The sequence below is a fragment of the Streptomyces sp. SID10853 genome, from assembly GCF_010548145.1.
In the GTDB taxonomy this organism is placed as follows: domain Bacteria; phylum Actinomycetota; class Actinomycetes; order Streptomycetales; family Streptomycetaceae; genus Streptomyces.
The window spans coordinates 18,623-43,933 of the sequence record NZ_JAAGLN010000018.1 but is presented as its reverse complement, the minus strand read 5'-3'; the positions used below and the strand labels follow the sequence as shown (position 1 = coordinate 43,933).

General features: G+C 70.7%; 25 protein-coding genes. 18 read left to right on the top strand and 7 right to left on the bottom strand.

The genetic code is table 11. From position 1 onward, the window contains the following. Nucleotides 1-382: 382 nt before the first annotated feature. Nucleotides 383-1,072, bottom strand: coding sequence for a helix-turn-helix domain-containing protein (locus G3I19_RS06420; RefSeq protein ID WP_164260401.1), 690 nt, complete (start codon nucleotides 1,070-1,072; stop codon nucleotides 383-385). Nucleotides 1,073-1,185: 113 nt separating this feature from the next. Between G3I19_RS06420 and G3I19_RS06415 the strand changes: the two genes are divergently transcribed. The 15 genes from G3I19_RS06415 to G3I19_RS06345 all read left to right on the top strand — a co-directional run bounded on the left by G3I19_RS06415 (nucleotide 1,186) and on the right by G3I19_RS06345 (nucleotide 15,768). Continuing rightward, nucleotides 1,186-1,692, top strand: coding sequence for a flavin reductase family protein (locus tag G3I19_RS06415; RefSeq protein ID WP_164260399.1), 507 nt, complete (start codon nucleotides 1,186-1,188; stop codon nucleotides 1,690-1,692). A gap of 27 nt (nucleotides 1,693-1,719) precedes the next feature. Continuing rightward, complete coding sequence (hpaB, locus tag G3I19_RS06410) at nucleotides 1,720-3,177, top strand: 4-hydroxyphenylacetate 3-monooxygenase, oxygenase component (protein WP_164260397.1); 1,458 nt, start codon at nucleotides 1,720-1,722, stop codon at nucleotides 3,175-3,177. Nucleotides 3,178-3,358: 181 nt separating this feature from the next. Next, a complete protein-coding gene (locus G3I19_RS06405) occupies nucleotides 3,359-4,645 on the top strand; it encodes a DUF3500 domain-containing protein (protein ID WP_164260395.1) in 1,287 nt (428 codons plus the stop codon). A 41-nt stretch (nucleotides 4,646-4,686) separates the two neighbouring features. Further along, nucleotides 4,687-5,850: a DUF3500 domain-containing protein gene (locus G3I19_RS06400; RefSeq protein WP_164260393.1), complete on the top strand. Its 1,164-nt coding sequence runs from the start codon at nucleotides 4,687-4,689 to the stop codon at nucleotides 5,848-5,850. Nucleotides 5,851-5,954: 104 nt separating this feature from the next. Beyond that, on the top strand, nucleotides 5,955-7,469 hold the full coding sequence (locus G3I19_RS06395; RefSeq protein WP_164260392.1) for a fumarylacetoacetate hydrolase family protein: 1,515 nt from the start codon (nucleotides 5,955-5,957) through the stop codon (nucleotides 7,467-7,469). After that, nucleotides 7,451-8,176: a GntR family transcriptional regulator gene (locus tag G3I19_RS06390; RefSeq protein ID WP_239074010.1), complete on the top strand. Its 726-nt coding sequence runs from the start codon at nucleotides 7,451-7,453 to the stop codon at nucleotides 8,174-8,176. Before G3I19_RS06395 ends, G3I19_RS06390 begins: the two co-directional genes overlap by 19 nt. A gap of 145 nt (nucleotides 8,177-8,321) precedes the next feature. Beyond that, nucleotides 8,322-9,107, top strand: coding sequence for a 2-oxo-hept-4-ene-1,7-dioate hydratase (hpaH, locus tag G3I19_RS06385; RefSeq protein WP_164260390.1), 786 nt, complete (start codon nucleotides 8,322-8,324; stop codon nucleotides 9,105-9,107). Further along, nucleotides 9,092-9,895, top strand: coding sequence for an HpcH/HpaI aldolase/citrate lyase family protein (locus G3I19_RS06380; protein WP_164260388.1), 804 nt, complete (start codon nucleotides 9,092-9,094; stop codon nucleotides 9,893-9,895). Before hpaH ends, G3I19_RS06380 begins: the two co-directional genes overlap by 16 nt. 334 nt (nucleotides 9,896-10,229) lie before the next feature. Then, nucleotides 10,230-10,979, top strand: coding sequence for a dienelactone hydrolase family protein (locus tag G3I19_RS06375; protein WP_164260386.1), 750 nt, complete (start codon nucleotides 10,230-10,232; stop codon nucleotides 10,977-10,979). An 81-nt stretch (nucleotides 10,980-11,060) separates the two neighbouring features. After that, nucleotides 11,061-12,332, top strand: a complete 1,272-nt coding sequence (locus G3I19_RS06370; protein WP_164260384.1) for an FAD-dependent monooxygenase — start codon at nucleotides 11,061-11,063, stop codon at nucleotides 12,330-12,332. A gap of 33 nt (nucleotides 12,333-12,365) precedes the next feature. After that, nucleotides 12,366-13,148 carry an SDR family oxidoreductase gene (locus tag G3I19_RS06365; protein WP_164260382.1) on the top strand — a complete coding sequence of 261 codons (783 nt, stop codon included), beginning with the start codon at nucleotides 12,366-12,368 and terminating at the stop codon, nucleotides 13,146-13,148. Nucleotides 13,149-13,162: 14 nt separating this feature from the next. Beyond that, on the top strand, nucleotides 13,163-13,630 hold the full coding sequence (locus G3I19_RS06360) for a nuclear transport factor 2 family protein (RefSeq protein ID WP_164260380.1): 468 nt from the start codon (nucleotides 13,163-13,165) through the stop codon (nucleotides 13,628-13,630). Continuing rightward, nucleotides 13,627-14,481, top strand: a complete 855-nt coding sequence (locus tag G3I19_RS06355) for a fumarylacetoacetate hydrolase family protein (RefSeq protein ID WP_164260378.1) — start codon at nucleotides 13,627-13,629, stop codon at nucleotides 14,479-14,481. Before G3I19_RS06360 ends, G3I19_RS06355 begins: the two co-directional genes overlap by 4 nt. Nucleotides 14,482-14,485: 4 nt before the next feature. Further along, nucleotides 14,486-14,884: a RidA family protein gene (locus G3I19_RS06350; protein WP_343235008.1), complete on the top strand. Its 399-nt coding sequence runs from the start codon at nucleotides 14,486-14,488 to the stop codon at nucleotides 14,882-14,884. A gap of 65 nt (nucleotides 14,885-14,949) precedes the next feature. Further along, nucleotides 14,950-15,768 carry an MBL fold metallo-hydrolase gene (locus tag G3I19_RS06345; protein WP_164260374.1) on the top strand — a complete coding sequence of 273 codons (819 nt, stop codon included), beginning with the start codon at nucleotides 14,950-14,952 and terminating at the stop codon, nucleotides 15,766-15,768. Nucleotides 15,769-15,859: 91 nt separating this feature from the next. Here G3I19_RS06345 and G3I19_RS06340 read toward each other — a convergent pair whose 3' ends face one another. From G3I19_RS06340 to G3I19_RS06320, 5 genes are all read right to left on the bottom strand, one after another. Then, the gene (locus tag G3I19_RS06340) at nucleotides 15,860-16,249 is read right to left on the bottom strand and encodes a hypothetical protein (protein WP_164260372.1); all 390 of its coding nucleotides are present in this window, start codon (nucleotides 16,247-16,249) and stop codon (nucleotides 15,860-15,862) included. 305 nt (nucleotides 16,250-16,554) lie between these two features. Then, entirely contained in the window at nucleotides 16,555-18,282 is a 1,728-nt protein-coding gene (locus G3I19_RS06335; RefSeq protein ID WP_164260370.1) for a helix-turn-helix transcriptional regulator, read from the bottom strand. A gap of 151 nt (nucleotides 18,283-18,433) precedes the next feature. Continuing rightward, nucleotides 18,434-20,692: a heavy metal translocating P-type ATPase gene (locus G3I19_RS06330; RefSeq protein ID WP_164260368.1), complete on the bottom strand. Its 2,259-nt coding sequence runs from the start codon at nucleotides 20,690-20,692 to the stop codon at nucleotides 18,434-18,436. A 111-nt stretch (nucleotides 20,693-20,803) separates the two neighbouring features. Next, nucleotides 20,804-21,070, bottom strand: coding sequence for a heavy-metal-associated domain-containing protein (locus G3I19_RS06325; protein WP_164260366.1), 267 nt, complete (start codon nucleotides 21,068-21,070; stop codon nucleotides 20,804-20,806). A 173-nt stretch (nucleotides 21,071-21,243) separates the two neighbouring features. After that, the gene (locus G3I19_RS06320; RefSeq protein WP_343235007.1) at nucleotides 21,244-22,263 is read right to left on the bottom strand and encodes a cation diffusion facilitator family transporter; all 1,020 of its coding nucleotides are present in this window, start codon (nucleotides 22,261-22,263) and stop codon (nucleotides 21,244-21,246) included. Between the two features lie 274 nt (nucleotides 22,264-22,537). Here G3I19_RS06320 and G3I19_RS06315 point away from each other — a divergent pair, with 274 nt between their 5' ends. Together G3I19_RS06315 and G3I19_RS06310 are read left to right on the top strand one after the other, a co-directional pair. Next, complete coding sequence (locus G3I19_RS06315; protein WP_343235006.1) at nucleotides 22,538-22,996, top strand: hypothetical protein; 459 nt, start codon at nucleotides 22,538-22,540, stop codon at nucleotides 22,994-22,996. A 99-nt stretch (nucleotides 22,997-23,095) separates the two neighbouring features. Next, complete coding sequence (locus G3I19_RS06310; protein ID WP_164260364.1) at nucleotides 23,096-23,749, top strand: DUF305 domain-containing protein; 654 nt, start codon at nucleotides 23,096-23,098, stop codon at nucleotides 23,747-23,749. Between the two features lie 167 nt (nucleotides 23,750-23,916). Here G3I19_RS06310 and G3I19_RS06305 read toward each other — a convergent pair whose 3' ends face one another. After that, nucleotides 23,917-24,285, bottom strand: a complete 369-nt coding sequence (locus G3I19_RS06305) for a hypothetical protein (RefSeq protein WP_164260362.1) — start codon at nucleotides 24,283-24,285, stop codon at nucleotides 23,917-23,919. 129 nt (nucleotides 24,286-24,414) lie between these two features. Here G3I19_RS06305 and G3I19_RS37295 point away from each other — a divergent pair, with 129 nt between their 5' ends. Then, nucleotides 24,415-25,245, top strand: coding sequence for a hypothetical protein (locus tag G3I19_RS37295; protein WP_239074009.1), 831 nt, complete (start codon nucleotides 24,415-24,417; stop codon nucleotides 25,243-25,245). Nucleotides 25,246-25,311: the final 66 nt, after the last annotated feature.

The following is a 25,311-nucleotide window of genomic DNA, read 5'->3' as shown; positions in this document are numbered from 1 at the left end:
GACAGGCCGTCCGGCTGTGCCGTGGACGGTTGTGAGGCTGATGTGCGGTTGCCCTGCGAGGTGGCGGTGCGCCGGTGTGTGGCATCGGTGCGGCCGCCCGGCGCAGGGGTCGACGACACATGCTCGGCCCTGAGCTCAGCCGACCGTAGACGCTAATCGTGTACGATCACAAGAAGTTTCACAGTAAAGAATCGCTGCTCAGATATTCAGCGGGATGAGATGTCGTACATGATTGACGTATTCATCCCGGAGTGCGGGCAGGGTGCAGCGCGGTGCCCCGTCGGGGCACCCCGGAGGTGCCCGTGGGTGAGGGGCTCCGTGCGCGGGGCGGTCCGCCGCCGTCCCGGCCGATGCGTCCGCCGGTGTATCCGCGGGTGACGGCTCAGCCGACGAGTTCGCCGATGGCCCTGGCGGCGGCGGTCAGCCGCCGTGCGATTTCCTCCACGGGCCGTTCGCTCGTCACGTAGACGACGGCGACCGCCGCCCGTGCGGGGCCACTGGTGGGCATGGGTACCGCCACCGACGCCACCCCGGGGATCACCTCGCCGCGGCTGAGGGCGTAGCCGAGGCGGCGTGCTTCCTCGACCGCTGGTCCGGCCCCGGGGGCGCCGACCGGTTCGTCCCGTGCCGACAGGATCGCCACTCCCGGTGCGCCCTGGGTCAGTGCGTGCCGGGTGCCGGGCCGCTGCATCACCGTGCCCGAGGCGTGGCGGGGTTCGACGCTCACCAGGGTGACGCACTCCTGCTCGTCGTCGATCGCCACGAACGTGGTCATCCCCAGGTCCTCGGCCGCCGAGGCGAGTTCGGGCAGTGACACGGTGTGCAGGTCGCGCTCCACCGACTGTGCCAGCACCACCAGTCCGGCGCCGGGTGAGTAACGCCCGGTGGCCTGACGGCTGATCAGCCGGTGGCTCTCCAGGGTCCGCAGCATCCGGTACGCGATGGACCGGTGCACCCCGAGCTCGCCCGCGATCTCCTCGATGCTCAACGGCCGGTGCGCCGCCGCGAGTACCTCCAGCACGCGGATGCCCCGGGAGAGCGTCTGGGACGCGGGTGCCTTGCTGTCGACCATGTCGCAGAACTATAGCGGCCGACCCCTTGCGAGCCGACAGCCCGGACCTTTAGAGTTCTTTATTAGAACGATGAATTCGCATATAGAATTCACGCGATGTCACGGGAGGCGTCATGAGCGCTGGCACAACGCACCCCGCGGGTCTGGATCGGCGCTTTCGAGCCTCGCTGGCCCGCTTCGCCACCGGCGTCACGGTGGTGACCTTCGACGGTCCGGAGGGCCGGCGCGGCTTCACGGCCAACTCGTTCATCTCGGTCTCGCTCGACCCGCCGCTCGTGCTGGTGAGCGTGGCGCGAGCGGCCCGGTCGCACGACGAACTCGCCGACCGGCCGTTCGTGGTGAACGTGCTGGGCGCCGAGCAGGAGGCCATGGCGATGCACTTCGCCGGGCGGCCCCAGCTGGAGCCGGTGTGGGCCGACGGCCCCGCCGGACCCCGGCTGGACGGCGCGCTCGCGCACTTCGCCTGCGAGCCGTGGGCCGCGTACGACGGAGGGGACCACACCCTGTTCGTCGGCCGGGTGGTCGACTTCGACTACCGCAACGGCGACCTGCTCGGCTTCTGCGGCGGCTCCTTCGTGACCATCCCCGACCGGATGCTCGGCATCGAACACCTCATGTGACCCCACCCCGTCCGCAAGGAGACCCCCATGGGCGCACGTTCCGGCCAGGACTTCATCGACAGCCTGGCTCAGCGACACCCGCATGTTCAGATCGACGGTGAGACGCTCACCCAGGGCGGACTGCACCGCCACCCGGCCTTCGCCGGCTTGGCGCGCAGCTACGCCGCCCTGTACGACCTCCAGGTCAGCCCGGAGCTGAAGGACACGCTCACCTTCACCTCGCCCACATCGGGTGAGCCGGTCGGCGCCTCGTTCCTGGTCCCCAGGACCTATGAGGACCTGGTCAAGCGGCGCACGGCGTTCAGCACCTGGGCCAATCACAGCTTCGGCATGCTCGGCCGCACCGGCGACTACCTCAACAGTGGCCTCATGGCGCTCTCCGAGGCGTCCTCATGGTTCAGCGAGTCCAACAAGGACTTCGGGGAGAACCTGGTCCGCTATGTGGAGACCGTCCGCGAACAGGACCTGCTGACCACGCACACCCTGATACCGCCGCAGGTCAACCGCAGTGTCGCCGCGAGCCAGCAGGCCGGCGGCATGCTGGCGGCCCGGGTGGTGTCGGAGGACGACAACGGCATCGTCGTACGGGGTGCCCGGATGGTCGCCACCATCGCGCCGATCGCCGACGAGATCCTGGTCTTCCCCTCCACGGTGCTGCGCAACACCCCCGAGGACGAGCCGTACTCCTACGCGTTCGCGGTCCCGCTCGACACTCCGGGGCTGCGTCTGGTCGCCCGCCAGCCGGTGCTGCACGGCCGCGGCACCTTCGACGAGCCGCTCGCGTCCCGCTTCGACGAGAGCGACGCGCTGGTGATCTTCGACGACGTGCACGTGCCCTACGAGCGTGTCTTCGTGCTGCGCGACACCGCGATCTGCAACCAGTTCTACACACGCACATCGGCGACCGCGCACATGACGCACCAGGTGGCCTCCCGGACCCTGGCGAAGTCCGAGTTCTACCTCGGTCTGCTCTCGGCGATGGCCGACTCGATCGGCATCGGCCAGTTCGGCCACATCCAGGAGGACCTCGCCGAGGTCATCAACATCGTGGAGATCCAGAAGGCCCTGATCCAGGCGGCGGAGACCCAGGGATCGGAGAACGAGTTCGGTGTCCACACTCCGAAGTGGGAGCCGCTGAACACGTCCCGCAACTGGTTCCCCAAGGTGGCCCAGCGCTTCCCCGCCATCGTCCGGAAGTTCGGCGCGGGCGGTCTGATGGGCCTGCCCGGTGCCGACGACGTGTTCGGCGCCGCCGCCGAAGACGTGTCCACCTACCTGCAGGGCAAGGCCATCGACGGTCAGGAGCGGGTGCGCCTGTTCAAGCTGGCCTTCGACGCGAGCATCTCCTCGTTCGCCGGCCGCCAGACGCTGTACGAGAACTTCTTCTTCGGGGACCCGGTCCGGATGGCCGGCGCCCTGGTGAACAGCTACGACCGCACCGAACTCACCCAGCGCGTACGGGACTTCGTGCAGCGCGAGGGCTGATCAGGCTCCGCCCCGGGCGGCGGGCAGCAGGCTGCTTTCTGTTGCGCGTGAATTCATATACGATCTCGACTGTCCGTCCTGGACCGAGACGTTCCGTCCCCGGGCCCCGGGCCCCGGCTCGCGTGCGGGCCCCGGGCCCCGGGGACGGACCGGCGCGCCATGCGCCAGACAGGAGACGACGATGTCCCTCGGAGACTTCCGCAACCACCTCATCCCGGCCGACGCGGAGCGGCTGCGCGACGCGCGCGGCCTGGACCCGTGGACCTATGCCGAGCCGATCCGGCAGACGGACCGGGCCACCGGCCTCATCGACTACTGGCAGCGCCTCTACGCAGAGCCCTACCGAGGCATCACTACCGATGGCCACCCACTCGAAGGGCGCTACGCGATCGCCGACGAGGGGTTCGACGTGGCGGCCGCCGTCACGGCCGCGAAGGGGGTCGTCACCGCGCTGAGCGACGGCGAGCTGGCCCGGGTACGCCATCCCGTCGACGCCGCCGAGTGGCGGGACTGGTACAACCCCGAGTGGCCGATGAACGCACACGGAGTACGCCTCGACGAGGTCTCGCCCGAGGTCCGCACGGCGGTCACGGCCCTCATGCGCGCATGCTTCAGCGACGACGGATACGTCAAGACCAGCCAGGTGCGCTCGGCCAACCTCTACCTGGGCGAACTGTACGACCTGCGGAACATCATGAACGAGTGGAGCTACCACTTCCTGATGTTCGGCGAGCCCAGCGAGACCGAGCCATGGGGCTGGAACCTGTACGGCCACCACCTCGCTCTCAACTGCCTGGTCCTCGGCTCGCAGATCGTGGTCTCGCCCACCTTCATGGGGGCGGAGCCGACCACGGTGGACCGCGACAGCGGCGACAGCTTCGAGCTGTTCCGGCGGGAAGCACTCACCGGCATCGAGCTCATGCGGTCACTCCCGGCCGAGCAGCGCCATCTGGCCACGACTTACCGGCAGATGAAGGACCCGGCCATGCCGGAGGGGCGCCTGCACTTCGCCGACGAACGCACTCTCGGCGGGGCCTACCAGGACAACCGCGTCATCCCCTACGAAGGTGTGCGTGCCCGTGATCTCGGTCCGGCGCAGCAGAGGCAGCTGCTCAGCGTGGTGGAGAGCTTCATCGACTTCCTGCCCGAACGCCCGCTGCGTGCCCGGATGCGGCAGATCGAGTCGGCGCTGGAGGACACCTGGTGGAGCTGGATCGGCCCCGACGACGGTGTTCAGCCGTTCTACTACCGCGTACAGAGCCCTGTCGTCATGGTCGAGTTCGACAACCACCAGGGCGTGTGGCTCACCAACGACGAGCCCGCCCGCTTCCACGTGCACACGGTCGTACGCACGCCGAACGGCAACGACTACGGCAAGGACCTGCTGCGACAGCACTACGCCGCGGCGCACCGGGCCGGTACGGATCACCCCGGTCAGGCCGGTCAGGCCGGCCACCAGGGCCGCTGAGCAGAAGCCCGCGGTCATCACGTACGACGACGGAGAAGCACATGGTGTCACCGCTCGACCGCACACTGGACGGCGAAGAGGAGCCGGGACCGCTGACGTACGAGGCGCCGACGGCGATCCGGCAGATGCTGTTCGCCACCTGGGCGCTGCTCAACTCCCTCACCGGCGACCAGCGCGACCAGGCGTTCCTGCCCATGGACGACGAGCGTCGTGTCGACTGGGACTTCATTCCCAAGCCCGGCCGCTGCGGGGTTCCGCTGTTCGCGCTTGACCGGCACCAGCGGACCGTCGCCCACACCCTGCTGAAGGCCGGGCTGAGCATGCACGGCTACAGCCAGGCCCTGTCGATCATGGCAACCGAGAACATCCTGCGCGAACTCGAAGCCGTACCAAGGGGGTTCGGGGCGATCGCCGGTGACTTCCGTGATCCGGAGGGCTACTGGTTCAGCTTCTTCGGCCGGCCCGGCTTCGAGGACACCTGGGGGTGGCGGGTCATCGGGCACCACATCTCCTTCAGTTACACCATCGTCGGGCAGCGGTACCTCACCGTCACCCCGCTCGCGATGGGGGCCCAGCCCTTCCCGGCCGGAGTGCTCAATCCTCTGGGCGGCAGCGAGGAACTGGCCTTCCGGCTCCTGGGAGCGCTGGAGCAGGACAAGCGGTCCAAGGCACTGATCCACCCCGTCGCCCCGGCGGACTTCGTCACCCGGCAGGTGCCGCGGGTCGGCGCCGAGGAGTGGCCCGACCATGTGGACCTCGGCATCGTGGGGTACCACATCACCGACGAGGACCGGCAGGCCCTGCGCTTCGTGAAGAACGCGCCGTCCGGAGTCAACGGTGCCGAGCTGTCACGTGCCGAACTCGACCTGGTGCATGAGCTGTTGTTCCGCTACTTCGCCACCGTGCCCGAGGAGCTCGCCGCGCAGTACCGCGACGCCGTGCTCGCCGAGGACCCGGAACGTCTGACGTTCGCGTGGGCGGGCGGCACCGGCCCCGAGAGCCCCCACTACTACCGGATCTCCACCGGGCGCGTCCTGGTCGAGTCCGACAACGCCGTCGCGGCCGGCCAGCACATGCACACCGTCTGGCGTGACCTGGACAACGACCTCGGCCACGACCTGCTGCTCGACCACTACGAGCGGCACGGGCACCACGGCGAGCACTTGCGCCGCCGGCTGGTCAGCACCCGGCCGGAGACCTCCTGAGCGACAGGGCCTGGGTGGCCCGCTGCCGTAGCAGGCGGCCGCTTGCCCTGACCTCACGGAAACGTATATGATTTCTCTAGAATCGAATACGTCGAGGGGACCCCATGAGTAAACAATCAGCGGCGGCCGGCGTTCAGCCGGGGGAGGGGGCGGATCCGCGCTTCAGCGCGCTCCCGTCCCGCCCCGGAAAGATCATCGGGGTCCATCTGAGTTACCTCTCACGCGCGGAGCAGCGGGGCCGGCGTCCCGGCCGGCCGTCGTACTTCCTCAAGCCTTCCAGTTCCGTCGCTGCCGGCGACGGCCGCGTCGAGCGGCCGGCCGGCACCGAACTGCTCGCCTTCGAGGGGGAGATCGCCCTCGTCGTCGGAACGCCCGCGCGGCGGGTGGGCCTGGACACGGCCTGGGACCACATCGCCTGGGTCACCGCGGCGAACGACTTCGGCCTGTACGACCTGCGGGCCAACGACAACGGCTCCAACCTCCGCTCCAAGGGCGGCGACGGCTTCACTCCGATCGGGCCCAAGCTCCTCGACGCGCGGACGCTCGATCCGGCCGCGCTCCGGGTGCGGACGTGGGTCAACGGCCGTCCTGCGCAGGAGGACACCACCGCCGGCCTGCTCTTCCCGCTGGCGCAGATCGTGGCCGACCTCTCCCAGCACTTCACGCTTGAGGCCGGCGATGTCGTACTCACCGGCACTCCGGCCGGGTCGAGCGTCGTCGTCCCGGGCGACACCGTCGAGGTCGAGGTCGACTCGCCCGGAGCGGGCCGCTCGCTCCCCGCGGTCACGACGGGCCGGCTGACGACCACGGTGACCGCGGGCGACGTCGCCTTCGACGGCGCGCTCGGCTCGCTCCCCGCGGCCGACGACACCCAGCGGACCGAGGCATGGGGCTCGCCCGAGATGGCGCGAGCCTCAACCACGGCCGGTTCGAAGGAACTTCACGAGAAGCTGCTGTCGGCACCTGTCGCGGGGCTCTCCGCCCAACTGCGCAAGCGTGGTCTGAACAACGTGACGATCGACGGGGTGAGGCCACTGCACCCCGAGGCCAAGATGGTCGGTACCGCACGGACTCTGCGGTTCGTCCCGAACCGTGAGGACCTGTTCGCCGCCCACGGCGGCGGCTACAACGCCCAGAAGCGGGTCTTCGACGCCGTCGGCGCGGGCGAGGTCCTTGTGATCGAGGCGCGCGGCGAGGCCGGTTCGGGCACTCTGGGCGACATCCTCGCCCTGCGCGCGCACGCGCGCGGCGCCGCCGGCATCGTCACGGACGGCGGGGTCCGTGACGCCGACGCGGTCGCAGCCGTCGGCATCCCCGTCTATACCGTGGGCCCCCACCCGGCCGTCCTCGGCCGCAAGCACGTCCCGTGGGAGGCCGACGTCACCGTCGGGTGCGGTGGTACGACCGTGCAGCCCGGCGACATCGTCGTCGGCGACGCGGACGGCGTGATCGTCCTCCCGCTCGCACTCGCCGAGGAGGTCGTCGACGCGGCGCTCGCCCAGGAGGATGAGGACGCGTGGATCGCCGAACAGGTGGCGGCAGGCCACCCGGTCAGGGAACTGTTCCCGTTGAACGACGAGTGGAGAGCGAGGTACCAGGCATGGCGAGCGGCACAGTGAACCCGGGCATGGCGAGCGGCACGGCGAACAAGGCCAATTCCCTGAGCAAGTCCCAGCAGGCATACCGCTGGATCAAGGAGCGCATCGCGCAACAGGAGTTCACCCCCGGATACCGGCTGGTGCTCGCCACCATCGCGGGCGAGCTGGGCATGAGCGTCGTACCGGTACGCGAGGCTGTGCGGCAACTGGAGGCCGAGGGGCTCGTCACCTTCGAGCGGAACGTCGGCGCCCGGGTGTCGATGGTCGACGACTCGCAGTACCGCTCCGCCATGCAGGTCATCAGCGTCGTGGAGAGCGCGGCCACCGCGCTCGCCGCACGTGAGCTCACGAAGGACGACCTGCGGCGGGCCCGTGCCCTCAACGAGATCATGGCCGGTCACCTCGAACGCTTCGACCCGCGCGCTTTCTCGGCTCTCAACCAGGAGTTCCACCACACCCTTTACTCCAGGTGCGCCAACGCACGGCTGCTGGAGATCGTGAACGCCGAATGGGCGCGCCTCGGCAGCCTGCGTGACTCGATCTTCGCGTTCGTTCCCGAGCGGGCACGTGAGTCCGTACAGGAGCACGACCAGATCCTCGGCCTCATCGAGAACGGCGCTCCGCTGCACGAGATCGAGGAAGCGGTGCGGCGTCACCGGAAGGGCACGCTCTCGGCCTTCATCGAGCACGAACACCCTGACGAGCCCCTCGGATCCGCGCCCATCTGACGGGACCGGCCGGCGCGGCGCAGGAGTCACCGGCACTCCGGAGGGCCCTGCCGGCACCGCTGGCCGGGCGCCGGCCGCCCCGGGAGACCACGACGATCACGGCCGGCGCTGCGCCGGGCCGCGGTCCCACGACAAAGGAGTACGGATGCTGTCCGCCGAGACGATCACCGCGATCGCCGAGGAGCTCGCCGACTCAGGACGTACACGCGGAGTCATCCCTCGCCTCACCGCCCGCTATCCCGACGCCACGGTCGAGGATTCCTACGCCATCCAAGGCGTGTGGCGCGACAGGAGCGTCGCTGCGGGACGCCGTCTGATCGGCCGCAAGATCGGTCTGACCTCCCGGGCGATGCAGGCCGCGACCGGGATCACGGAGCCCGATTACGGCGTGATGTTCGACGACACCGTGTGGGAGAGCGGCGCCGTCATCCCGCACGACGCCTACTCGAATGTGCGGATAGAGGTCGAGCTGGCCTTCGTGCTCGCGACGCCGCTCGAAGGCCCGAACTGCTCGCTCTTCGACGTGCTGCGCGCGACGGAGTTCGTCACGCCTGCGCTGGAGATCCTCAACTCCCACTTCGAGCTGGAGGGGCGCACGATCGTCGACACCATCGCCGACAACGCCGCGTACGGCGGTGTGGTGCTGGGCGGCTCGCCTGTGAGGCCCGACCGGGTGGACCTGCGATGGGTCTCCGCGCTCCTGTACCGCAACGAGAGCATCGAGGAGACGGGAGTCTCCGCGGGTGTCCTCAGCCACCCGGCCACCGGGGTCGCCTGGCTCGCGAACAAGCTCCACCAGCACGGTGCGCGTCTGGAGGCGGGAGAGACCATCCTCGCCGGGTCGTTCACCCGCCCGGTGGCGGTCGCCCGCGGGGACAGCGTCCTGTGCGACTACGGACCGATGGGAATGATCTCATGCCGCTTCGTCTGAAAGCCCCGTTCCGGGACGCACTCCGCGACGCCGCTCCCCGGCCGCTCGCCGGGATGTGGGTGTGTTCGGGCAGTGCGACCGCCGCCGAGATCTGCGCGGGCGCCGGACTTGACTGGCTGCTGATCGACATGGAACACGGCCCGAACGGGCTGGAGTCCGTGCTGGCGCAGCTCCAGGCCGTCGCCTGCTACCCGGCCGTGCCGCTGGTACGGGTGCCGGCCAACGACCCCGTGACGATCAAGCAGGTGCTTGACCTGGGAGCCCAGAACCTGCTCGTACCGATGGTGTCCTCGGTGGCCGAGGCACGGGCCGCCGTGGAAGCGGTCAGATATCCACCGCGCGGCCGGCGCGGTGTCGGATCCGCCCTCGCGCGCTCCGCCCGCTGGAACCGGGTGGAGGACTACCTCACCGAAGCCGATGCGTACACCTCGCTGTTCGTGCAGGTGGAGACGGTCGCGGGGGTGGAGGCCGCCGCCGGGATCGCGGCCGTCGACGGGGTCGACGGCGTCTTCGTGGGGCCGTCGGACCTGGCGGCCTCGATGGGACACCTCGGCCGGCAGACCCACCCGGACGTCACAGCCGCCGTGCTGCGGGCCTTCGACGCCATACGGGGCGCAGGGGTGCCGGTCGGGGTCAACGCGTTCGACCCGGCCGTGGCGCGGACTTATCTGGACGCGGGGGCGAGCTTCGTTCTCGTCGGCGCGGACGTCGCCATGCTGGCCCGGGGCTCCGAGGCCCTCGCCGCTCGTTTCGTGGGCGTGCCGGACGCGGACCGGGCGAGTTACTGACCTCTTGTATCGGGTCGGAGATCGTATATCGATCGCCCCTAAGCGGGCTCCCCGGTTGAGCGGAGAAGCCTCTTCCGTAAAGCGGCCGAAGCGTCGACCTCTCGGGCTCATACCGCTGTGACCTGGGAGTATTCTCCCGCGGCCTGGCCTTGGTGCAGCGCCGAGTGCCCCCTCGGACGCCCGGCCCGCCCTTCCGCTGAAGTCTGAAATCATGTACGATCCATGGAGTTCGAATCATGGCCACTGAGGGCGGTGGCAGCCGGAAACGGCAGGAGGAGCCCGCGTTCCGCGCTGCACACCCTCGACGACGCCCACGACCGAGGAACGGTGGCAGATGACCGCTCTGGTCTCACGAGACATCGACTACACGCACGACGGCACGCGGATGATCGGTCACCTGTGCGCACCGGCCGGTTCCGAAAGCCTCCCCGGTGTCCTGCTCATCCACGACGCCTTCGGCCTGAGCGACGACATGATCGCCACCGCCCGCCGGATCGCGGAAGACGGATACGCGGTGTTCGCCGCGGATCTGTGGGGCGAACGCAGGCTGCCCTTGGCCGAGTCGGAGATCGGCCCGCTCATCGAGAGCCTGGCCGGCGACCGGGCACGCTGGATGGCGCGGGTGGCGGCGGCCCGCGGGGCCGCGGCCGCACAGCCCGAATTCGACGGGTCCGCGATCGCGGTGCTGGGCTACTGCTTCGGCGGTTCCACCGCACTCGAATACGTCCGTACGGGCGGTGCGGTGCACGGCGCCGTGAGCATCCACGGCGGACTCGACCTCATCGAGTTCGACTGGAGCGCGCCGGCCCCCGCCGCGTCCGTCCTCGTGTGCACCGGCGCGGACGACCCGATGGCCCCGGCCGAGGCCCTGACCCGACTGACGGACGCCATGAGCGCGGCAGGCGTCGACTGGGAGGTGGACCTGTACGGCAACACCAAGCACGCGTTCACCAACCCGAAGGCGGCGCACTCTCCCACCCCCGAGGTCATCGCCTACAACCCCCGCAGTGCCGCCCGGGCCCGGGAGTCGTCCATGCGGTTCCTCGGCGGCCTCATCCCGGGCCCGCGGCCCGCCACAAGCTGACCTCTCCCTCCGACCGCTGGGCACCCGGCCGGCGGGCGCAGGGCAGGTCACCCCACCACCCCGAAAGAGAACGAGGACGCCATGCTCGACATCGCCATCATCGGAGCCGGCCCCTGCGGTCTCGCCACCGCGCTCCGCCTCCACCAGCAGGGCTTTCGGCCCCGCATCTACGAAGCGGTCCCCGAGCTGCGACCGCTCGGCGTCGGCATCGACGTCAAGGTCTACGGCACGCGGGAGATGGACGAACTGGGCCTGCTCGACGAGTTCCGTGAGATCTCCGTCGACGCCGACGAGTCGATCTTCTTCAACAACCACGGCCAGGAGATCTACGCCGAGAAGTGCGGTGTCCACATGGGATACGCGCACGAGCAGCGCTTCGTGCACCGCGGCACCTTCCAGATGTTCCTGTACCGCAAGGTGCTGGAACGTCTCGGCGACGACGCGGTCGTGCTGGGCGTACGTACGACCGGCTACACACAGGACACCGACGGGGTCACGCTCCAGGTGGAGCACGCCGACGGCACCGGCGGCCAGGTCCGCGCCGATGTCGTGATCGCCGCGGACGGCATCAACTCGGTGGTCCGCAGGCAGATGCACCCGCAGAGCGCGGAGCCGAAGTACTCCGGCCTCACCATGTGGCGCGGCACGACGCTCATGGAGCCGTTCAAGACCGGCGGCACGATCCTGCACATCGGCGACCCTCGCGTCTCCAGCCTCATCGTCTACCCGATCGAGAACGATTTCGAAGGGACGGGCCTCACGCTCGTCAACTGGGTGGCCGAGGCCACGCGCGGCGAATCCACCGAGGACTGGAACCAGAAGGGTTCCGTCGACGAGATCCTGCCGTACTACGACGACTGCAGGATCGACTTCATCGATGTGCGGCAGATGCTCTCCGACGCACGCGAGGTGTACCTCTTCCCGCTCATCGACCACGACCCCCTCGACAGCTGGGTCGACGGCCGTGTCGTGCTCGTCGGCGACGCCGCGCACGCGATGTACCCGCGCGGCGGCAACGGCGCGTGCCAGGCCATCGTGGACACACGTGTCGTCGCCGAGAAGCTCGCGACCGTCCCCGGCCCCCACGAGGCACTCCTGGCGTTCGAGGCGGAGCGCCTGGAGGGGGTCAACCGGATCGTGATGGCCAACCGCGGTGAGGGGTACGAGGTCATCCGCCGCATGGTCGCCGAGCGCACCGACGGCAAGCGGTTCGACGACATCGAGAAGGTGCTCCCGCTCGCGGAGGCCGACGAGATCTTCAGCAAGTACCACCAGCTCGTGGGCCAGCGGCGCACGGACGCAGGGGGCAAGCCGATGGCCGGCTTCCGCACGTCGGCGGCCGAGTCCGCCTGACGGTCCCGGCACTCACGGAAGGAAGCACTCCGTATGGATCTCGGACTGACCGGAAGGACGGCGTTCGTCGCGGCCTCGTCCCAAGGACTTGGATACGCGTGCGCCCGTTCGCTGGCGCGAGAGGGCGTCCTGGTCACGCTCAACGGCCGCGAGGAGACCAAGCTGGCGGCCGCGGCCGAAACGCTCCGTGGCGAGGTCGGCGGTGCCCGGGTCGCCTGGGTCGCGGCCGACCTCACCACCGGCGGGGGCCGTGCCGCGATCGCGGCTGCTGTTCCGTCCGCCGACATCCTTGTCACCAACAACGCAGGCCCGGCCCCTGGCGGCCTCGACGACTGGGACGAGGACGCGCTCGTGGGCGCGCTGCGCGCGAACATGGTGCCGGCCGTGCAGCTCATGCGCGGCTATGTACCCGGCATGCGCGAGAGGAAGTTCGGACGGATCGTCAACATCACGTCGGCGATGGTCAAGGGGCCCGCCTACGAGATGGGACTTTCGACCTCCGCCCGCTCGGCGCTCACCGCGATCAGCAAGTCCATCAGCAACGACGTCGTCGCCGACAACGTGACGGTCAACAACCTGCTGCCCGAGCGGATCGACACACCACGGCAGGAGTTCATGGCACAGCGGATGATGGCGGCGCAGGGGATCGACCGTGACGAGGCCCGGCGGCGCATCGCCTCGACCGTCGCTGCCCGGCGGCTGGGCCGGCCGGAGGAGTTCGGCGACGCCTGCGCGTTCCTGTGCAGCGCCCAGGCCGGGTACATCTCCGGCCAGAACCTCCAGCTCGACGGCGGCTCGTACCGGGGGGTCCTGTGAGTGCGGGGGGTCCTGTGAGTACGGTCGTCGGCGCGGACGACGGGACCAGGGCCGAGCTGCTCGCCCTCGAAGAGCGCCGCCGCGCGGCTCTCGTCGCGGGGGACATCCCGGCGCTGGCCGACATGTTCGACGCGTCGCTCGTGCACATCCACGCCCCCGGGCTCACCCACAGCAGAGCCCAGCTGCTGGACCACGTCGCGACACGCCGGGCATACCTCGACTCGACCCGGGGTGAACTGACGATCCGGCTCATCGGCGAAGTCGCCGTCATGACCGGCCGGCTGACCAACCGGCTGCGCTCGCCGGGCGGGGGCGAGCGAGTCCTCAGCGGGGTCGTCACCCAGGTGCTGCGGCGCTGCGACGACGGCGAGTGGCGCTTCCTCAGTTTCCAGATGACGCCGGACGGCGAACACGTATGGCCCGCGATGCCATCGGAGTCGGCGGCACCGGACGAGAACACAGGGAAAGACGGACAACGATGAAAATCGCACGATTCCGCGTCGCCGACGGCCCCGTACGGCTCGGGCGCGTCGACGGGGACCGCGTCACCGACATCTCAGGCGTGCCGGGGGTGGGAACGTCGTTGCGCGCGATCCTGCCGGCGCTCGGCACGCTCCGCGCGGCCGTCCTCGCAGCCGATGGCCCGAGTCACCCGCTCGACGCCGTCAGACTGGAGGCGCCGGTCGACGACCCGCAGAAGTACCTCGGCATCGGCATGAACTACAGGGAGCACGCGGAGGAGGCGCGCCAGGCAGGCGTCCCGGTCCCGACGAGCCAGATGTGGTTCAACAAGCAGGTGTCGTGCATCGTCGGGCCGTACGACCCGATCCACAAGCCGGCCGTGTCGGACGAGCTCGACCACGAGGTGGAGCTGGGCGTCGTCATCGGGCAGCGCTGCCGGCATGTGGCCGCCGAAAACGCGCGCGCGGTGATCGCGGGCTACCTCGTGGCCAACGACGTGTCCGTGCGCGACTGGCTGGCCAAGAGGTCACCCACGTTCACGCTGGGCAAGTCCTTCGACACCCACGGGCCGATCGGACCGTGGCTGACGACGGACGACGAGATCGCCGACCCGCACGCCCTGCGAATGCGGCTGAGCGTCAACGGCGAAATCCGGCAGGACTGGCCCACCGACGACATGATCTACGACATCTACCAGCAGATCGCCTACCTCTCGCAGGTCATGACCCTGATGCCGGGTGACATCCTCGCCACGGGCACCCCGGCGGGGATCGGCGCCCCCACCGGGCGTTTCCTGAAGGCCGGTGACATCGTGCGGGCCGAGATCGACGGGCTCGGCGCGATCGAGAACCATGTCGTCGCGGAGCCCTGATCCCGTGCCGCGCCGCGTCAGCGTCCACCTGCCGGGCTTCGGGCACGCCAACCCCATCCCGGTCGCGAGCCGCATCGGCCCGTTCCTGGCCTCGGGGGCCCTCACCGGCCGCGACCCGGCCACCGGTGAGATGCCGCAGGACATCGAAGCGCAGTGCGCCACCGTGTTCACCCACGTACGGGCGCTCATGGCGGCCGTCGACGGCACGACGGACGACATCCTCAAGATGACGTTCCGGCTCGCCGAGTACCGCGACCGGACCGCGCTCAACCAGGAGTGGACCGCGATGTTCCCCGACCCGGCCGACCGCCCCGCCCGCCAGGTCGTCGCGGCGCAGCTGGACGGGGGCGCGCTCGTCCACTGCGACCTCCTGGCGGTTCTCGGCGACACGGGCGGCAGGTGAGGGGGCGCGGCTCCGGGCGGTACGGAACCATGGCTGACGGGGGCTGAGAGAGGAGACCCGGCCGTATGCCTGAGTGGATCTGTGTGACCTGCGCCGTGCAGTACCCGGACACCGGACAGCCGCCGGCGCACTGTCCCGTCTGCGAGGACGAGCGCCAGTACGTCGGTCCTGAGGGGCAGCGCTGGACCACGATGGGTGACCTGGCCCGCGACCACACCAACGAACTGCGTGACGAGGAACCCGGACTCGTCGGGATCGGTGTGCAGCCCTCGGTCGCGATCGGCCAGCGCGCCCTCCTGGTCCGCACGCCGCACGGAAACGTGCTGTGGGACTGCGTGCCCCTGCTCGACGACGACGCGAAGCGGCAGATCGCCCGGCTGGGCGGGATCGACGCGATCTGCATGTCCCACCCGCACTTCTACGGCGCCCACATCGAGTTCGCCGAGGCTTTCGACGCCCGGGTCCTGATCCCGCGCGCGGACCAGCAGTGGATCCAACGGCCTTCGCCCCGCATCGAGTTGTTCGACGACGAAGCCGAGCCCGTGCCCGGGCTCACGCTGGCCCGGATCGGCGGGCACTTCGACGGCGCCTCGGTGCTGCACTGGCCCGCGGGCTCCGCCGGCCGGGGCGCACTGCTGACCGGGGACACCGTCGCCGTCGTCCAGGACCGGCGCTGGGTCAGCTTCATGTGGAGCTTCCCCAACTTCATCCCCCTCGACGAGCACACCGTCGACGACATCGCCCGCAGGGTCGAACGCTTCGCCTTCGACCGCGTCTACGGCGGCTGGTGGGGCCGCGTCGTGATCGGCGACGGCGCCGCGGCCGTCCGCCGCTCGGCCGACCGCTACATCGCACGGCTGCGCGGGGAACGGCCGTCACCGTGAGGAGCAGCGGTCAGTACGGCCCAGGTCCCGGGCCCGCGCCGCACCGGCGCGGACCCGGGACCTGTTTCGGCTTCCCCCGGTCACTCCGTGGTCAGGGATAGACCCTGCCGCTGCACGGATCGATGCCCGCCTTGCTGAGGCAGACCTTGTAGCTGGTCGCACTCTTGTCGAAGTACGCGTCGGCACAGTTGGAGTTGTGGCCGTCCTTGTCGCTGAGGGTGTACTGGGTGCCGCCGTCCGCGAAGTAGTAGACGCCGTAGACCGAGTGCCCGTCGCTCTTGTCGTCGCAGACCCAGGCGTGGTGGTTGGCGGTGTTGTAAGCCGCGTGCCCGCCTCCCACATAGGCTTTGGTGGTGCTCGCCGGGGTCATCGTGGCGCTCGCCGCCGCCGCGGTCACCAGTGAACCGCCGAGCAGCGCCGTCACACCTGCGGTCACTGCGGCGATCCGGCGGATCCTGGCCTTCTCACGTTGGTTGGGCATATCTGTTCTCTCCCGTCTGTGGGAAACGGTCCGCGATGAAACCGTCTCTGCTGAAGCGGTGAAACCGACTCCGGTGAAACCGTCTCCGGTGAAACCGACGCCCGCCGCGCCGAGGCGCGAGGAACCGCTGCCTGCTGCTCGTCGGGCGAGGACTGCACCCACCTTGGACGGCCGCACCCCCTGGGACGACCCCGACGGAGCCTTCCGGGACGGCGGGTCGGGAGATACCGCCCGGCCTGCGAGGACGGCGGTTGCTGGGACGGTCGTGGGACGGTCGTGGGACGGGGGAGGGGAGGAGGGGACGGTCAGCCGCGGCCGTGGGGGCGGCTCAGGACGAGGACGGGGGTACCGGTCAGCGTCAGGGCGCGGCCGTGGAGCGGCTCCTGGCGTCCGCCGATGTGTGCCACCGCCACGGCGTCAGCGGGCACGGGAACAGCCGTACGTCCCTCTCCGGCCCACAGCACGCTCTCCTGTCCGGCGCGCCCCGGCCTGCGGAAGTCGCACCTCCACACCGCTCCGGGTAGCCCGGCCGCCGGGCCGTGGCCGCACCCCACCGTGCTCGCCCCGGCCAGCCAGTCCTGCAACTGCCCGACCGCACGCGCCGCGGCGGTCGGCGGTCTGCCTTCCGCCTGCAGTACGACCGGGACACGCGTACCGCCCCAGCTGTACAGGTAGGTGCGCTCCAGATGCAGATCCCGGGCAGCCAGTCCGACCAGATAGGTGCGTACGGCATAGTCCGCCGCCCGTGCCCCGGTCAGTCGCTGCCCGTGGGGGATGTCGTAGGCGGGCCCGGTGTTCCACAGCGCGATCCCCGCGCCGGCCGAGTGGAGTGTCTCGTACGCGGTACGCACCTGTTCGTACAGCTGCTCCGGTGGCTCTGCGCCGGGCCGCTGCCGCAGTTTCAGGCCCGCCACATCGCAGAACCGGTACCCGCCGAGTGCCGCGAACCGGCGTACGAAGTCCTTCCCGGCCGGTTCACCGGCCCGCTCCATGGAGGGACAGACCACGGTGGCGCCCGGATCGGCGTGCCGGATGACGTCGGCCGCACGCCGGACCATCTCGACCAGCTTCGCGGGGCTCCCGGTGTAGAAATGCTGGTCGTCGGCGGTGTCCCACAGTTCATAGGCCGCGATCCTGCCGCGGTCCCGCCGGACGAGTTCCCGCACGAACCGGTCCCAGTCGGCGAGCGAGTCGGGCGGTGCGGTGCGGGATTCATCGGCGTAGAGCGAGCGGCCGCCCGCCGGCGCGGCCCAGGCCGGTGTCCCGCCGAACACGAACAACACCGGTCGGCCCGCGCGGCGCGCCCCGGCCACCAGCCGGTCGAGCGGAGCCCAGGCGAACGTGCCCCGCCGTGGCTCCAGGTCGGCCCAGCGGGTGCCGCTGTCCCACAGCCGGACACTGCCGACCCGGAACGAGGGCATGGCACCGGTGTTGGAATTGAGCGTCACCCCGAACCCGGCCGGCTCGACCGGATCAGGCGCCCACACCCAGGACATTCCGGGCCCGCCAGGGTCCGCGACAGCGCGCCGCCCGTGCTGCTGGACCCCGCTCCCCGACATCATGAACACCGCGGTCAGCACCGCGGCCACCACCAGCACCGTACGCGGCAGCCGCCACCGCCACCGCCACCGCGCCCGGCGTGGTGGGCTCGCCGCGGGCGCCTCACCCCTCGCCGCCGCGGGCGGTATCCGGTCAGGCGGTGCCGGTGCCGGTTCCTGTACCGGTTGTTGTGCCGGTTCCTGTGCCTGCGCCCGTTCCGGCAGCTGCCGCCGGGCCGCCCGCCACAGGCGGAGCAGATCCTCCAGCTCGCCCGGTCCCGCACCGCACTCCTCCGCGAAAGCCACCAGCACCCGGCAGTCCTGCGGAACGCTCGCCCCCGTGCAGTACCGGTGCAACGTGGAGCTCGTGGTGAACACCCGCCCGGCCAGAACCCCGTAACTGTGGCCGCTGCGCTGCTTCAAGTCCTGCAACAGTGCGGCCAGTTGCCCGGCGGCCTGCTTCGAACGACGGTCGTCTCCCCCGTTGACAGCCATGACCAGCAGGCTATCCAAGGGTGCGGCTTCCCTCAGGCGAAACGGTTCCGGGGAGGACGGACGGGACAGGAGTGGCCACTGTCATGGAGAAACCCCCGGCGCAGCGGGTGCCGCGCCGGGCGGGGCCCGACGGATCGCCGTACCGCCGTGGCTACTTGAAAGAGCGCAGCCGCAGGCTGTTGGTGACCACGAAGACCGAGGAGAAGGCCATGGCGGCCCCGGCGATCATCGGGTTGAGCAGCCCGGCCGCGGCGAGCGGCAGGGCCGCCACGTTGTAGCCGAAGGCCCAGAACAGATTTCCCCTGATGGTGCCGAGGGTCCTGCGCGAGAGCCGGATCGCGTCCGCCGCCACGCGCAGATCGCCCCGTACCAGCGTCAGATCCCCGGCCTCGATGGCCGCGTCCGTGCCCGTGCCCATCGCCAGGCCCAGATCGGCGGTGGCCAGTGCGGCCGCGTCGTTCACGCCGTCGCCGACCATCGCCACCGAACGGCCTTCGCCCTGCAGCCGCCTGATGACGTCCACCTTGTCCTGCGGCAGTACCTCGGCGATGATCTCGTCGATACCGACGGCGCGGCCCACCGACTCGGCCACCGCCCTGTTGTCGCCGGTCAGCAGTACGGGGGTGAGGCCGAGCGCCCGCAGCCTGGCGACCGCTTCGGCGCTGGTCTCCTTGATGGCGTCGGCGACGGTGAGCACGCCCCGGGCCTCGCCGTCCCAGGCCACGACGACCGCTGTGCGCCCGTCGGCCTCCGCCGCGGCTTTCGCGTCCGCGAGCCCGGCCGGCAGCGCGATGGCCCACTCGGCCAGCAGCTTCTCCCGGCCGACGAGCACGGCGTGCCCGTCAACGATGCCCTGGACGCCGAGCCCGGCGACGTTCTCGAAGTTCTCGGCCACGGGGAGTGGACCGGCCAGCTCTCCGGCGCCCGCCGCGATGGCCTGGGCGATGGGGTGCTCGGAGGCGTGCTCCAGCGCGCCGGCCAGCCGCAGCAGTTCCTTCTCGCCGACGCCCGGCGCGGTGAGGGCGTCCTGGAGGGCCATCCGCCCGGTCGTGACGGTGCCGGTCTTGTCGAGTACGACGGTGTCGACCCGGCGGGTGGACTCCAGGACCTCCGGGCCCTTGATCAGGATGCCCAGCTGCGCGCCGCGCCCCGTCCCGACCATCAGTGCGGTCGGGGTGGCCAGGCCCAGGGCGCACGGGCAGGCGATGATCAGTACGGCGACGGCCGCGGTGAACGCGGCGGTCGCATCCCCGGTCGTGACCAGCCAGGTCAGCAGCGTGCCCAGCGCGATGACGAGGACGACGGGCACGAAGACGCCGGAGATCCGGTCGGCGAGGCGCTGCACCTCTGCCTTGCCGTTCTGGGCCTCCTCGACCAGCCGCGCCATCCGGGACAGCTGGGTGTCGGCGCCGACCCGGGTGGCCTCGACGACCAGCCGGCCCGAGACGTTCACGGTGGCCCCGGTGACGGGATCGCCCGTCCGTACATCGACCGGCACCGACTCACCGGTCAGCGTCGAGGCGTCGACGGCCGACGCCCCGTCGATCACGGTGCCGTCGGCTGCGATCTTCTCCCCGGGGCGTACGACGAAGCGGTCGCCCACGACCAGTGCGGCGACCGGGACCCGGGACTCGCGGCCGTCCCTGAGCACGGTCACGTCCTTGGCGCCCAGCTCCAGCAGCGCACGCAGTGCGGCGCCCGCCTTCCGCTTGGACTTCGCCTCCAGATAGCGCCCGGCGAGGATGAACGTGGTGACTCCGGCCGCGGCCTCCAGATAGATGGAGGACGATCCGTCGGCGCGCGACACGGTGAACTCGAACCCGTGCCGCATCCCCGTCATTCCGGCCGTGCCGAAGAACAGGGCCCACAGCGACCAGCCGAGCGCGGCCAGCGTGCCGATGGAGACCAGGGTGTCCATGGTGGCGGCGCCGTGCCGGGCGTTGGTCCAGGCGGCCCGGTGGAACGGCAGCGCGCCCCAGACCACGACGGGGGCGGCGAGCGTCAGGGAGAGCCACTGCCAGTTGTCGAACTGCAGGACCGGCACCATCGCCATCAGGACGACGGGTACGGAGAGGGTCAGGGAGACGAGCAGCCGCTGCCGGAGCGCGACCGGCTCACCGTCGTCCGCCGGCGGTCCGGTCTCCGTGCGCTCCTCGGCCGCGGGCGGCGCGGGCTCCTCGGCGGTGTAGCCGGTTCTCTCGACGGTGGCGATCAGGTCCGCGACGTCCATGCCCTCGCCGTACGAGACCTTGGCCTTCTCCGTGGCGAAGTTGACCGTGGCGGTGACGCCGTCCAGCCGGTTGAGCTTCTTCTCGACGCGCGCCGCACACGACGCGCAGGTCATCCCGCCGATGGAGAGCTCGACTTCGGCGGCCGGAGCCACCGGTTCCTGGTGAGCCGTAGTGGTCATTGCGTGTCTCCTGGGGGAGTCCGGTGCGTACGGCTTCCGTATGAGCGGGGCGGTAAGGACCGGAGTGGAATCCCAGGCCCGGGACGGAGCGGCCCCGGGCGGGACGGAACGTCAGAGACGGCCGGCGAGCTCGTAGCCCGCCTCGTCGACGGCGGCGCGGACGGCTTCGTCGTCCAGTGCCGCCGATGAGATGACCGTGACCCGGCCGGTGGCGGACACGGCCTCCACCGAGGTCACTCCGGCGATCGCCGAGATCTCCTCCGAGACCGCGCCTTCGCAGTGGCCGCAGGTCATGCCCGACACCTGGTACGTGGTGGTGAGGGGGCCGGCCGCGACGTCGGCCGCGGCACCGGAGCGGGAGTCTGGCTGGGAGGTCATCGCATCTTCCTTAGGATCGCTGTGAGCGGGCAGTCGGGTGGAGCAGGGTCGCACCTTGCGCACCCGTCTTCCCGAAGACAGGAACACCATACCCAAGGGGGGTATTCCCTCGCCTGCCGGGTCACCGCTGCGGGCGGAGCGGCCCGTACGCCGTCCCTGCCGCTCCTGTGGGATCAGTGATCGTGCGGCCCCGCGTGGTGCGTGGGCCCGTGGGCGTCCTCGCAGTGCGCCGCGGAGCGGGCGGCGGACGGTGGAGCGGCGCCGATGGTGAGGTCCTGTACGGCGGCGGCCGTATGGGCGTGGTCGACCTGGAGGGTGGTGTGGGTGATGTTCCACTGGTCCGCCAGGAGCCGTTCGAGACCGCGGCGCACGGCGTGGCAGTCACCGGCCGGGGTGACCAGCACATGGGCGGACAGGGCGGTCTGCTCGGAGCTGATCTGCCAGACGTGCAGATCGTGCACCTCCACGACCCCGTCCTGCGCCGCGAGCTGGTCGCCGAGGATGTCGGGGTCGGTGCCCGCCGGGGCGGCTTCCAGGAAGATACGGCCCGACGCCCGGGCGAGCCCGGCGCCTGCACGCACCATGAGGGCCACCACGACCAGCGTCGCGATGGCGTCGGCCCTGGCGAACCCGGTGGTCAGCACCACTACACCGGCGACCGCGGTGGCGATGAAGCCGTACAGGTCGGTCAGGATGTGCTGGTAGGCGCCCTCGACGTTGAGGCTCGTGCGGTTGGCCCTGGAGATGCACCAGGCGGCGAGGAGATTGACGGCGACTCCGACGAGCGCCGTGACCAGGACCGGTCCACCGGTGACCGGGGGAGGGTCGATCAGGCGTCGCGCCGCTTCGTAGGCCAGCCATGCGGCGAGTACGAGCAGGGTGATGCCGTTGGCCTGGGCGGAGAGGATCTCGGCGCGCTTGAGGCCGAAGGTGTAGCCGCCCCTGGCGGGGCGGGCGGCCAGCCGCATCGCGACGAGCGCCAGGACGATGGACGCGGCGTCGGTGAGCATATGGGCCGCGTCGGAGAGCAGGGCGAGGGAGTGCGAGGCCAGCCCGACGGCGACTTCCCCGGCCATGAAGACGAGGATCAGGGTGAGGGCGCCGCCCAGCCAGCGGCGGTCCGCGTCCTGGGCCACGCCGTGGCTGTGCCCGTGGTCGCCCGAGCCCGGATGGTGGTGATCGTGGCTGCTCACGTGATGCCCCCTGTGCGGTCGCAGACGGGCAGTGAACCTCAGTACGGGCCATCGGTGCAAAGGCTGCACCGATGTCGGTTACCAGTGTCGATAACGGCTGGGCCGGCGCACCGTGCACAGTGCCCGGCCGGCGGGTCGGCGCGCCACCCGCCAGGCATGGGGGAGAGGGCCCGGCCGGGCGCCCGATACCACGCCGGGGTATCGTCGGCCGAACGGTGACGGTCCTGGAGTACCAGGCACCCGGAACACCGGAACACGCAGAGCGGGGAGTCGGGTGAGCAGCGCAGCCGCACGCGGACGGGTCATGGCCCGGCCGGCCGTGGTGTGCGCGCTGCTCTTCGGCCTGTTCCTGATGCACGGCGCCCCGGCCTCCGCGGCCGGCGGCTGCCACGGGGTGTCCGCCGCGGCCTCCGCGGCGGCTGTCATGCCCGGAGGCCACGGCCATTCCGCGATGACGCCCGAGGCCGGGGCCGACCGTCCGGTCACGGCTCACTCCGGTTCCGCGTTCCGGGCCGGCCCCGAGTCGGAGATGCGCGGGGCGGTCTGTGTGTCGACCCCCGCACGCGACCACACCCTGCTCGAGCCCGCGGGTCTCGGCGGGGCGTCCGGTATCGCACTCCTGGCGGCCGGGGCGCTGAGCGGCCGGCCGCTGCTCCCGGGCCGCACCGGCCGAAGAGGGCCGCCGAGAAGCGGGCGGAGTCTGCTGCTGCAGGTGTGTATCGCGCGGGCGTGACAGGACCGCGCCGGACCTGGCCGGTACGGCCAGGGCTTCTGGCAACGGTTCCCGCCCACCCGCGCGCCATGCGGCGCGCCCACCCGGAAAGACCCCGCCATGTCTGTTCACTCGTACTCCTCCGCACGCCGCCGCGCCGGCGTGGCCGCCGGTGTCGTCACCGCTCTCGCGCTGGGACTCGCGGCCTGCGGCTCCGGCGGCTCCGGCGGCAAGGAATCGTCCGCGTCCGGTACGCACCACGGAAGCAGTGCTTCCGCCTCGGCTGCGGGGAACTTCGACGCAGCGGACGTGACGTTCGCGCAGATGATGATCCCGCACCACCAGCAGGCCGTATCGATGGCGAAACTTGCCGACGGCCGGGCATCGGACCAGGAGATCAAGAGCCTGGCCGCCGACATCGAGAAGGCTCAGGGCCCCGAGATCAACACGATGCAGGGCTGGCTGTCGTCGTGGGGCAAGCCGGCGTCGCCGTCCATGGACCACAGCATGCCGGGCATGGACCACGGCAGTGATTCGGCCATGCCGGGCATGATGACCGCCAAGGACATGACCGGACTCAAGGCCGCGAAGGGCAAGGACTTCGACAAGAGGTTCACCGAGATGATGATCGGCCACCACGAGGGCGCGATCACGATGGCCGATGACGAGCAGAAGAAGGGCCGCAATCCCGCGGCCAGGAAGCTCGCTGTCGCCGTGGCGAAGGACCAGCGGGCCGAAGTCGCCAGGATGCGCAAGATCCTCGACCGGCTCTGAGCCCCGCCGCCTCGACCGCCTCTGAGCCCCGCTCCGTGCCCGGCGGGCTGTGACCGGCACGGCCCGCCGGGTGCCGCGTACTCCCTGTTCCGGGCCCTCCTCGCCGAGGGCCCGGAACCGAGCGCTGCCGTACGGCCGGTGGCCTGTCCCCTGTGTCCCTGTCGGGGTCAGGTGCCGGGCGCCGCCCGGCCGGGCAGCAGCCGGGTCTCCGGAGCCCGGTGGGGGCGCAAGTCCCGCAGGACGGACTCGACTTCGACGATGAGAGCGTCGTACGAGACCAGGCGCTGCCACTCCGGGTCGGGGGCACCCGGTACCGTGGCGCCGCGTGCTGTCCACTGGGCGGCCAGCTCCGAGTACAGCGGTGTCCTGGAGTCCGTTCGGCCGAATGAGTAAGCGCCAGCATGCCTTCCCGTTGACGGGGGAGGGCCTTGAGGTGCCACCGGCTGCGGCGTGGGGAGCAGCGGGGCCTGGGCGGGAGGCGGGATGAAGACCGCTGAACCTCTGGCTGTGGTGGTGGCGGGCGCGCGTGCGTTCATGACGGGGGTAACGACCACCGCCCGTCGGAGTAACTCCCCACGGACAGAACGATAAGCTGTGATTTACCCTCTTCGGTGTAATTCAACGTTAAGTCGTTTCAAAACGGGCAATCCAGCGTTGATCCAGCCATGGATCCAAGGGAGCTGTGGGAGCGCCATGCTGTGCTGGCACAGGCGTTCTGCGCCAATGACGAAGAGGTGCGCCGTGCCCAGGGGGCGCTGGACGAGGGACACGCGGTGCGTACGCGGACGCTCGCCGCGTTCGCGGTGACGCTGGGGAGCGACAGCACCGTCGCGGGGCTGCTCGGACTCCCGGAACGCGAGGTACGCATCGCCCGGCGCACCGTGGGCAAGGACGACGCCCGCGCGGTGGCCCAGGCGCTCCTGGCGGAGCACACTCCCGAGCATCCCGAGCCGCCCCCGGTTGACTGCGGCGACGCCAACCAGACGCAGCAGGCGCCCGAGGCCGCCCAGCAGTTCCGTGCCACCATCCCCGCGCCGCGCCCCGCCCAGGCTCCCGGCGTCCCTCCCGTTCCCGAGGAGCCGGTTCAGGAACCCGCCGCGTCCCCTGCCGTCGACGCCGTTCTCGTCGGTGCCTGGAGCACCGGGGTCGACCTCTCCGTACTGGCCAACGAGCTCGGTCTCGACCTGGCGCATCTGGTCGCCAGGGCGCGCTATCTGGAGACCCAGGGCCATCTCACCTATGCGGCGCCTCCCCCCGACCGGTCGGGGCGCCACCGCCGGTCCGGCGCCGAGGCTGCCGCCGCCGCACCCTCCCAGCAGTGGTACCACCCGGCCCAGCACCAGCAGGTCCACCAGCAGAACCCCTGGGACCAGCAGCCGCCGCTCGCCGACTTCACCACCGGTCCGATGCACGACTGGGACGGCATCCTCAACCAGTGGGACGCGAACTCCAGCCCGACCATCAACTCGTCGGTCTCCTGGCAGGGGCGTATGTGACCCTCCCGCTGGCTCCTTCTTCCGCGGCGTCCCCGGTGGTGGCCCGGTACGTCTCGTGCAGACTGG

Bases quoted from the DNA above. Each gene is read 5' to 3' on its own strand.
- G3I19_RS06305 (WP_164260362.1), bottom strand. From the start codon at position 24,285: ATGAACGCACGCGCGCCCGCCACCACCACAGCCAGAGGTTCAGCGGTC.
- G3I19_RS37295 (WP_239074009.1), top strand. From the start codon at position 24,415: ATGGATCCAAGGGAGCTGTGGGAGCGCCATGCTGTGCTGGCACAGGCG.
- G3I19_RS06345 (WP_164260374.1), top strand. From the start codon at position 14,950: ATGCCTGAGTGGATCTGTGTGACCTGCGCCGTGCAGTACCCGGACACC.
- G3I19_RS06395 (WP_164260392.1), top strand. From the start codon at position 5,955: ATGAGTAAACAATCAGCGGCGGCCGGCGTTCAGCCGGGGGAGGGGGCG.
- G3I19_RS06355 (WP_164260378.1), top strand. From the start codon at position 13,627: ATGAAAATCGCACGATTCCGCGTCGCCGACGGCCCCGTACGGCTCGGG.
- G3I19_RS06375 (WP_164260386.1), top strand. From the start codon at position 10,230: ATGACCGCTCTGGTCTCACGAGACATCGACTACACGCACGACGGCACG.
- G3I19_RS06365 (WP_164260382.1), top strand. From the start codon at position 12,366: ATGGATCTCGGACTGACCGGAAGGACGGCGTTCGTCGCGGCCTCGTCC.
- G3I19_RS06370 (WP_164260384.1), top strand. From the start codon at position 11,061: ATGCTCGACATCGCCATCATCGGAGCCGGCCCCTGCGGTCTCGCCACC.
- G3I19_RS06325 (WP_164260366.1), bottom strand. From the start codon at position 21,070: ATGACCTCCCAGCCAGACTCCCGCTCCGGTGCCGCGGCCGACGTCGCG.
- G3I19_RS06335 (WP_164260370.1), bottom strand. From the start codon at position 18,282: ATGGCTGTCAACGGGGGAGACGACCGTCGTTCGAAGCAGGCCGCCGGG.
- G3I19_RS06310 (WP_164260364.1), top strand. From the start codon at position 23,096: ATGTCTGTTCACTCGTACTCCTCCGCACGCCGCCGCGCCGGCGTGGCC.
- G3I19_RS06390 (WP_239074010.1), top strand. From the start codon at position 7,451: ATGGCGAGCGGCACAGTGAACCCGGGCATGGCGAGCGGCACGGCGAAC.
- G3I19_RS06340 (WP_164260372.1), bottom strand. From the start codon at position 16,249: ATGCCCAACCAACGTGAGAAGGCCAGGATCCGCCGGATCGCCGCAGTG.
- hpaB (WP_164260397.1), top strand. From the start codon at position 1,720: ATGGGCGCACGTTCCGGCCAGGACTTCATCGACAGCCTGGCTCAGCGA.
- G3I19_RS06330 (WP_164260368.1), bottom strand. From the start codon at position 20,692: ATGACCACTACGGCTCACCAGGAACCGGTGGCTCCGGCCGCCGAAGTC.
- G3I19_RS06405 (WP_164260395.1), top strand. From the start codon at position 3,359: ATGTCCCTCGGAGACTTCCGCAACCACCTCATCCCGGCCGACGCGGAG.
- hpaH (WP_164260390.1), top strand. From the start codon at position 8,322: ATGCTGTCCGCCGAGACGATCACCGCGATCGCCGAGGAGCTCGCCGAC.
- G3I19_RS06420 (WP_164260401.1), bottom strand. From the start codon at position 1,072: ATGGTCGACAGCAAGGCACCCGCGTCCCAGACGCTCTCCCGGGGCATC.
- G3I19_RS06380 (WP_164260388.1), top strand. From the start codon at position 9,092: ATGCCGCTTCGTCTGAAAGCCCCGTTCCGGGACGCACTCCGCGACGCC.
- G3I19_RS06415 (WP_164260399.1), top strand. From the start codon at position 1,186: ATGAGCGCTGGCACAACGCACCCCGCGGGTCTGGATCGGCGCTTTCGA.
- G3I19_RS06400 (WP_164260393.1), top strand. From the start codon at position 4,687: ATGGTGTCACCGCTCGACCGCACACTGGACGGCGAAGAGGAGCCGGGA.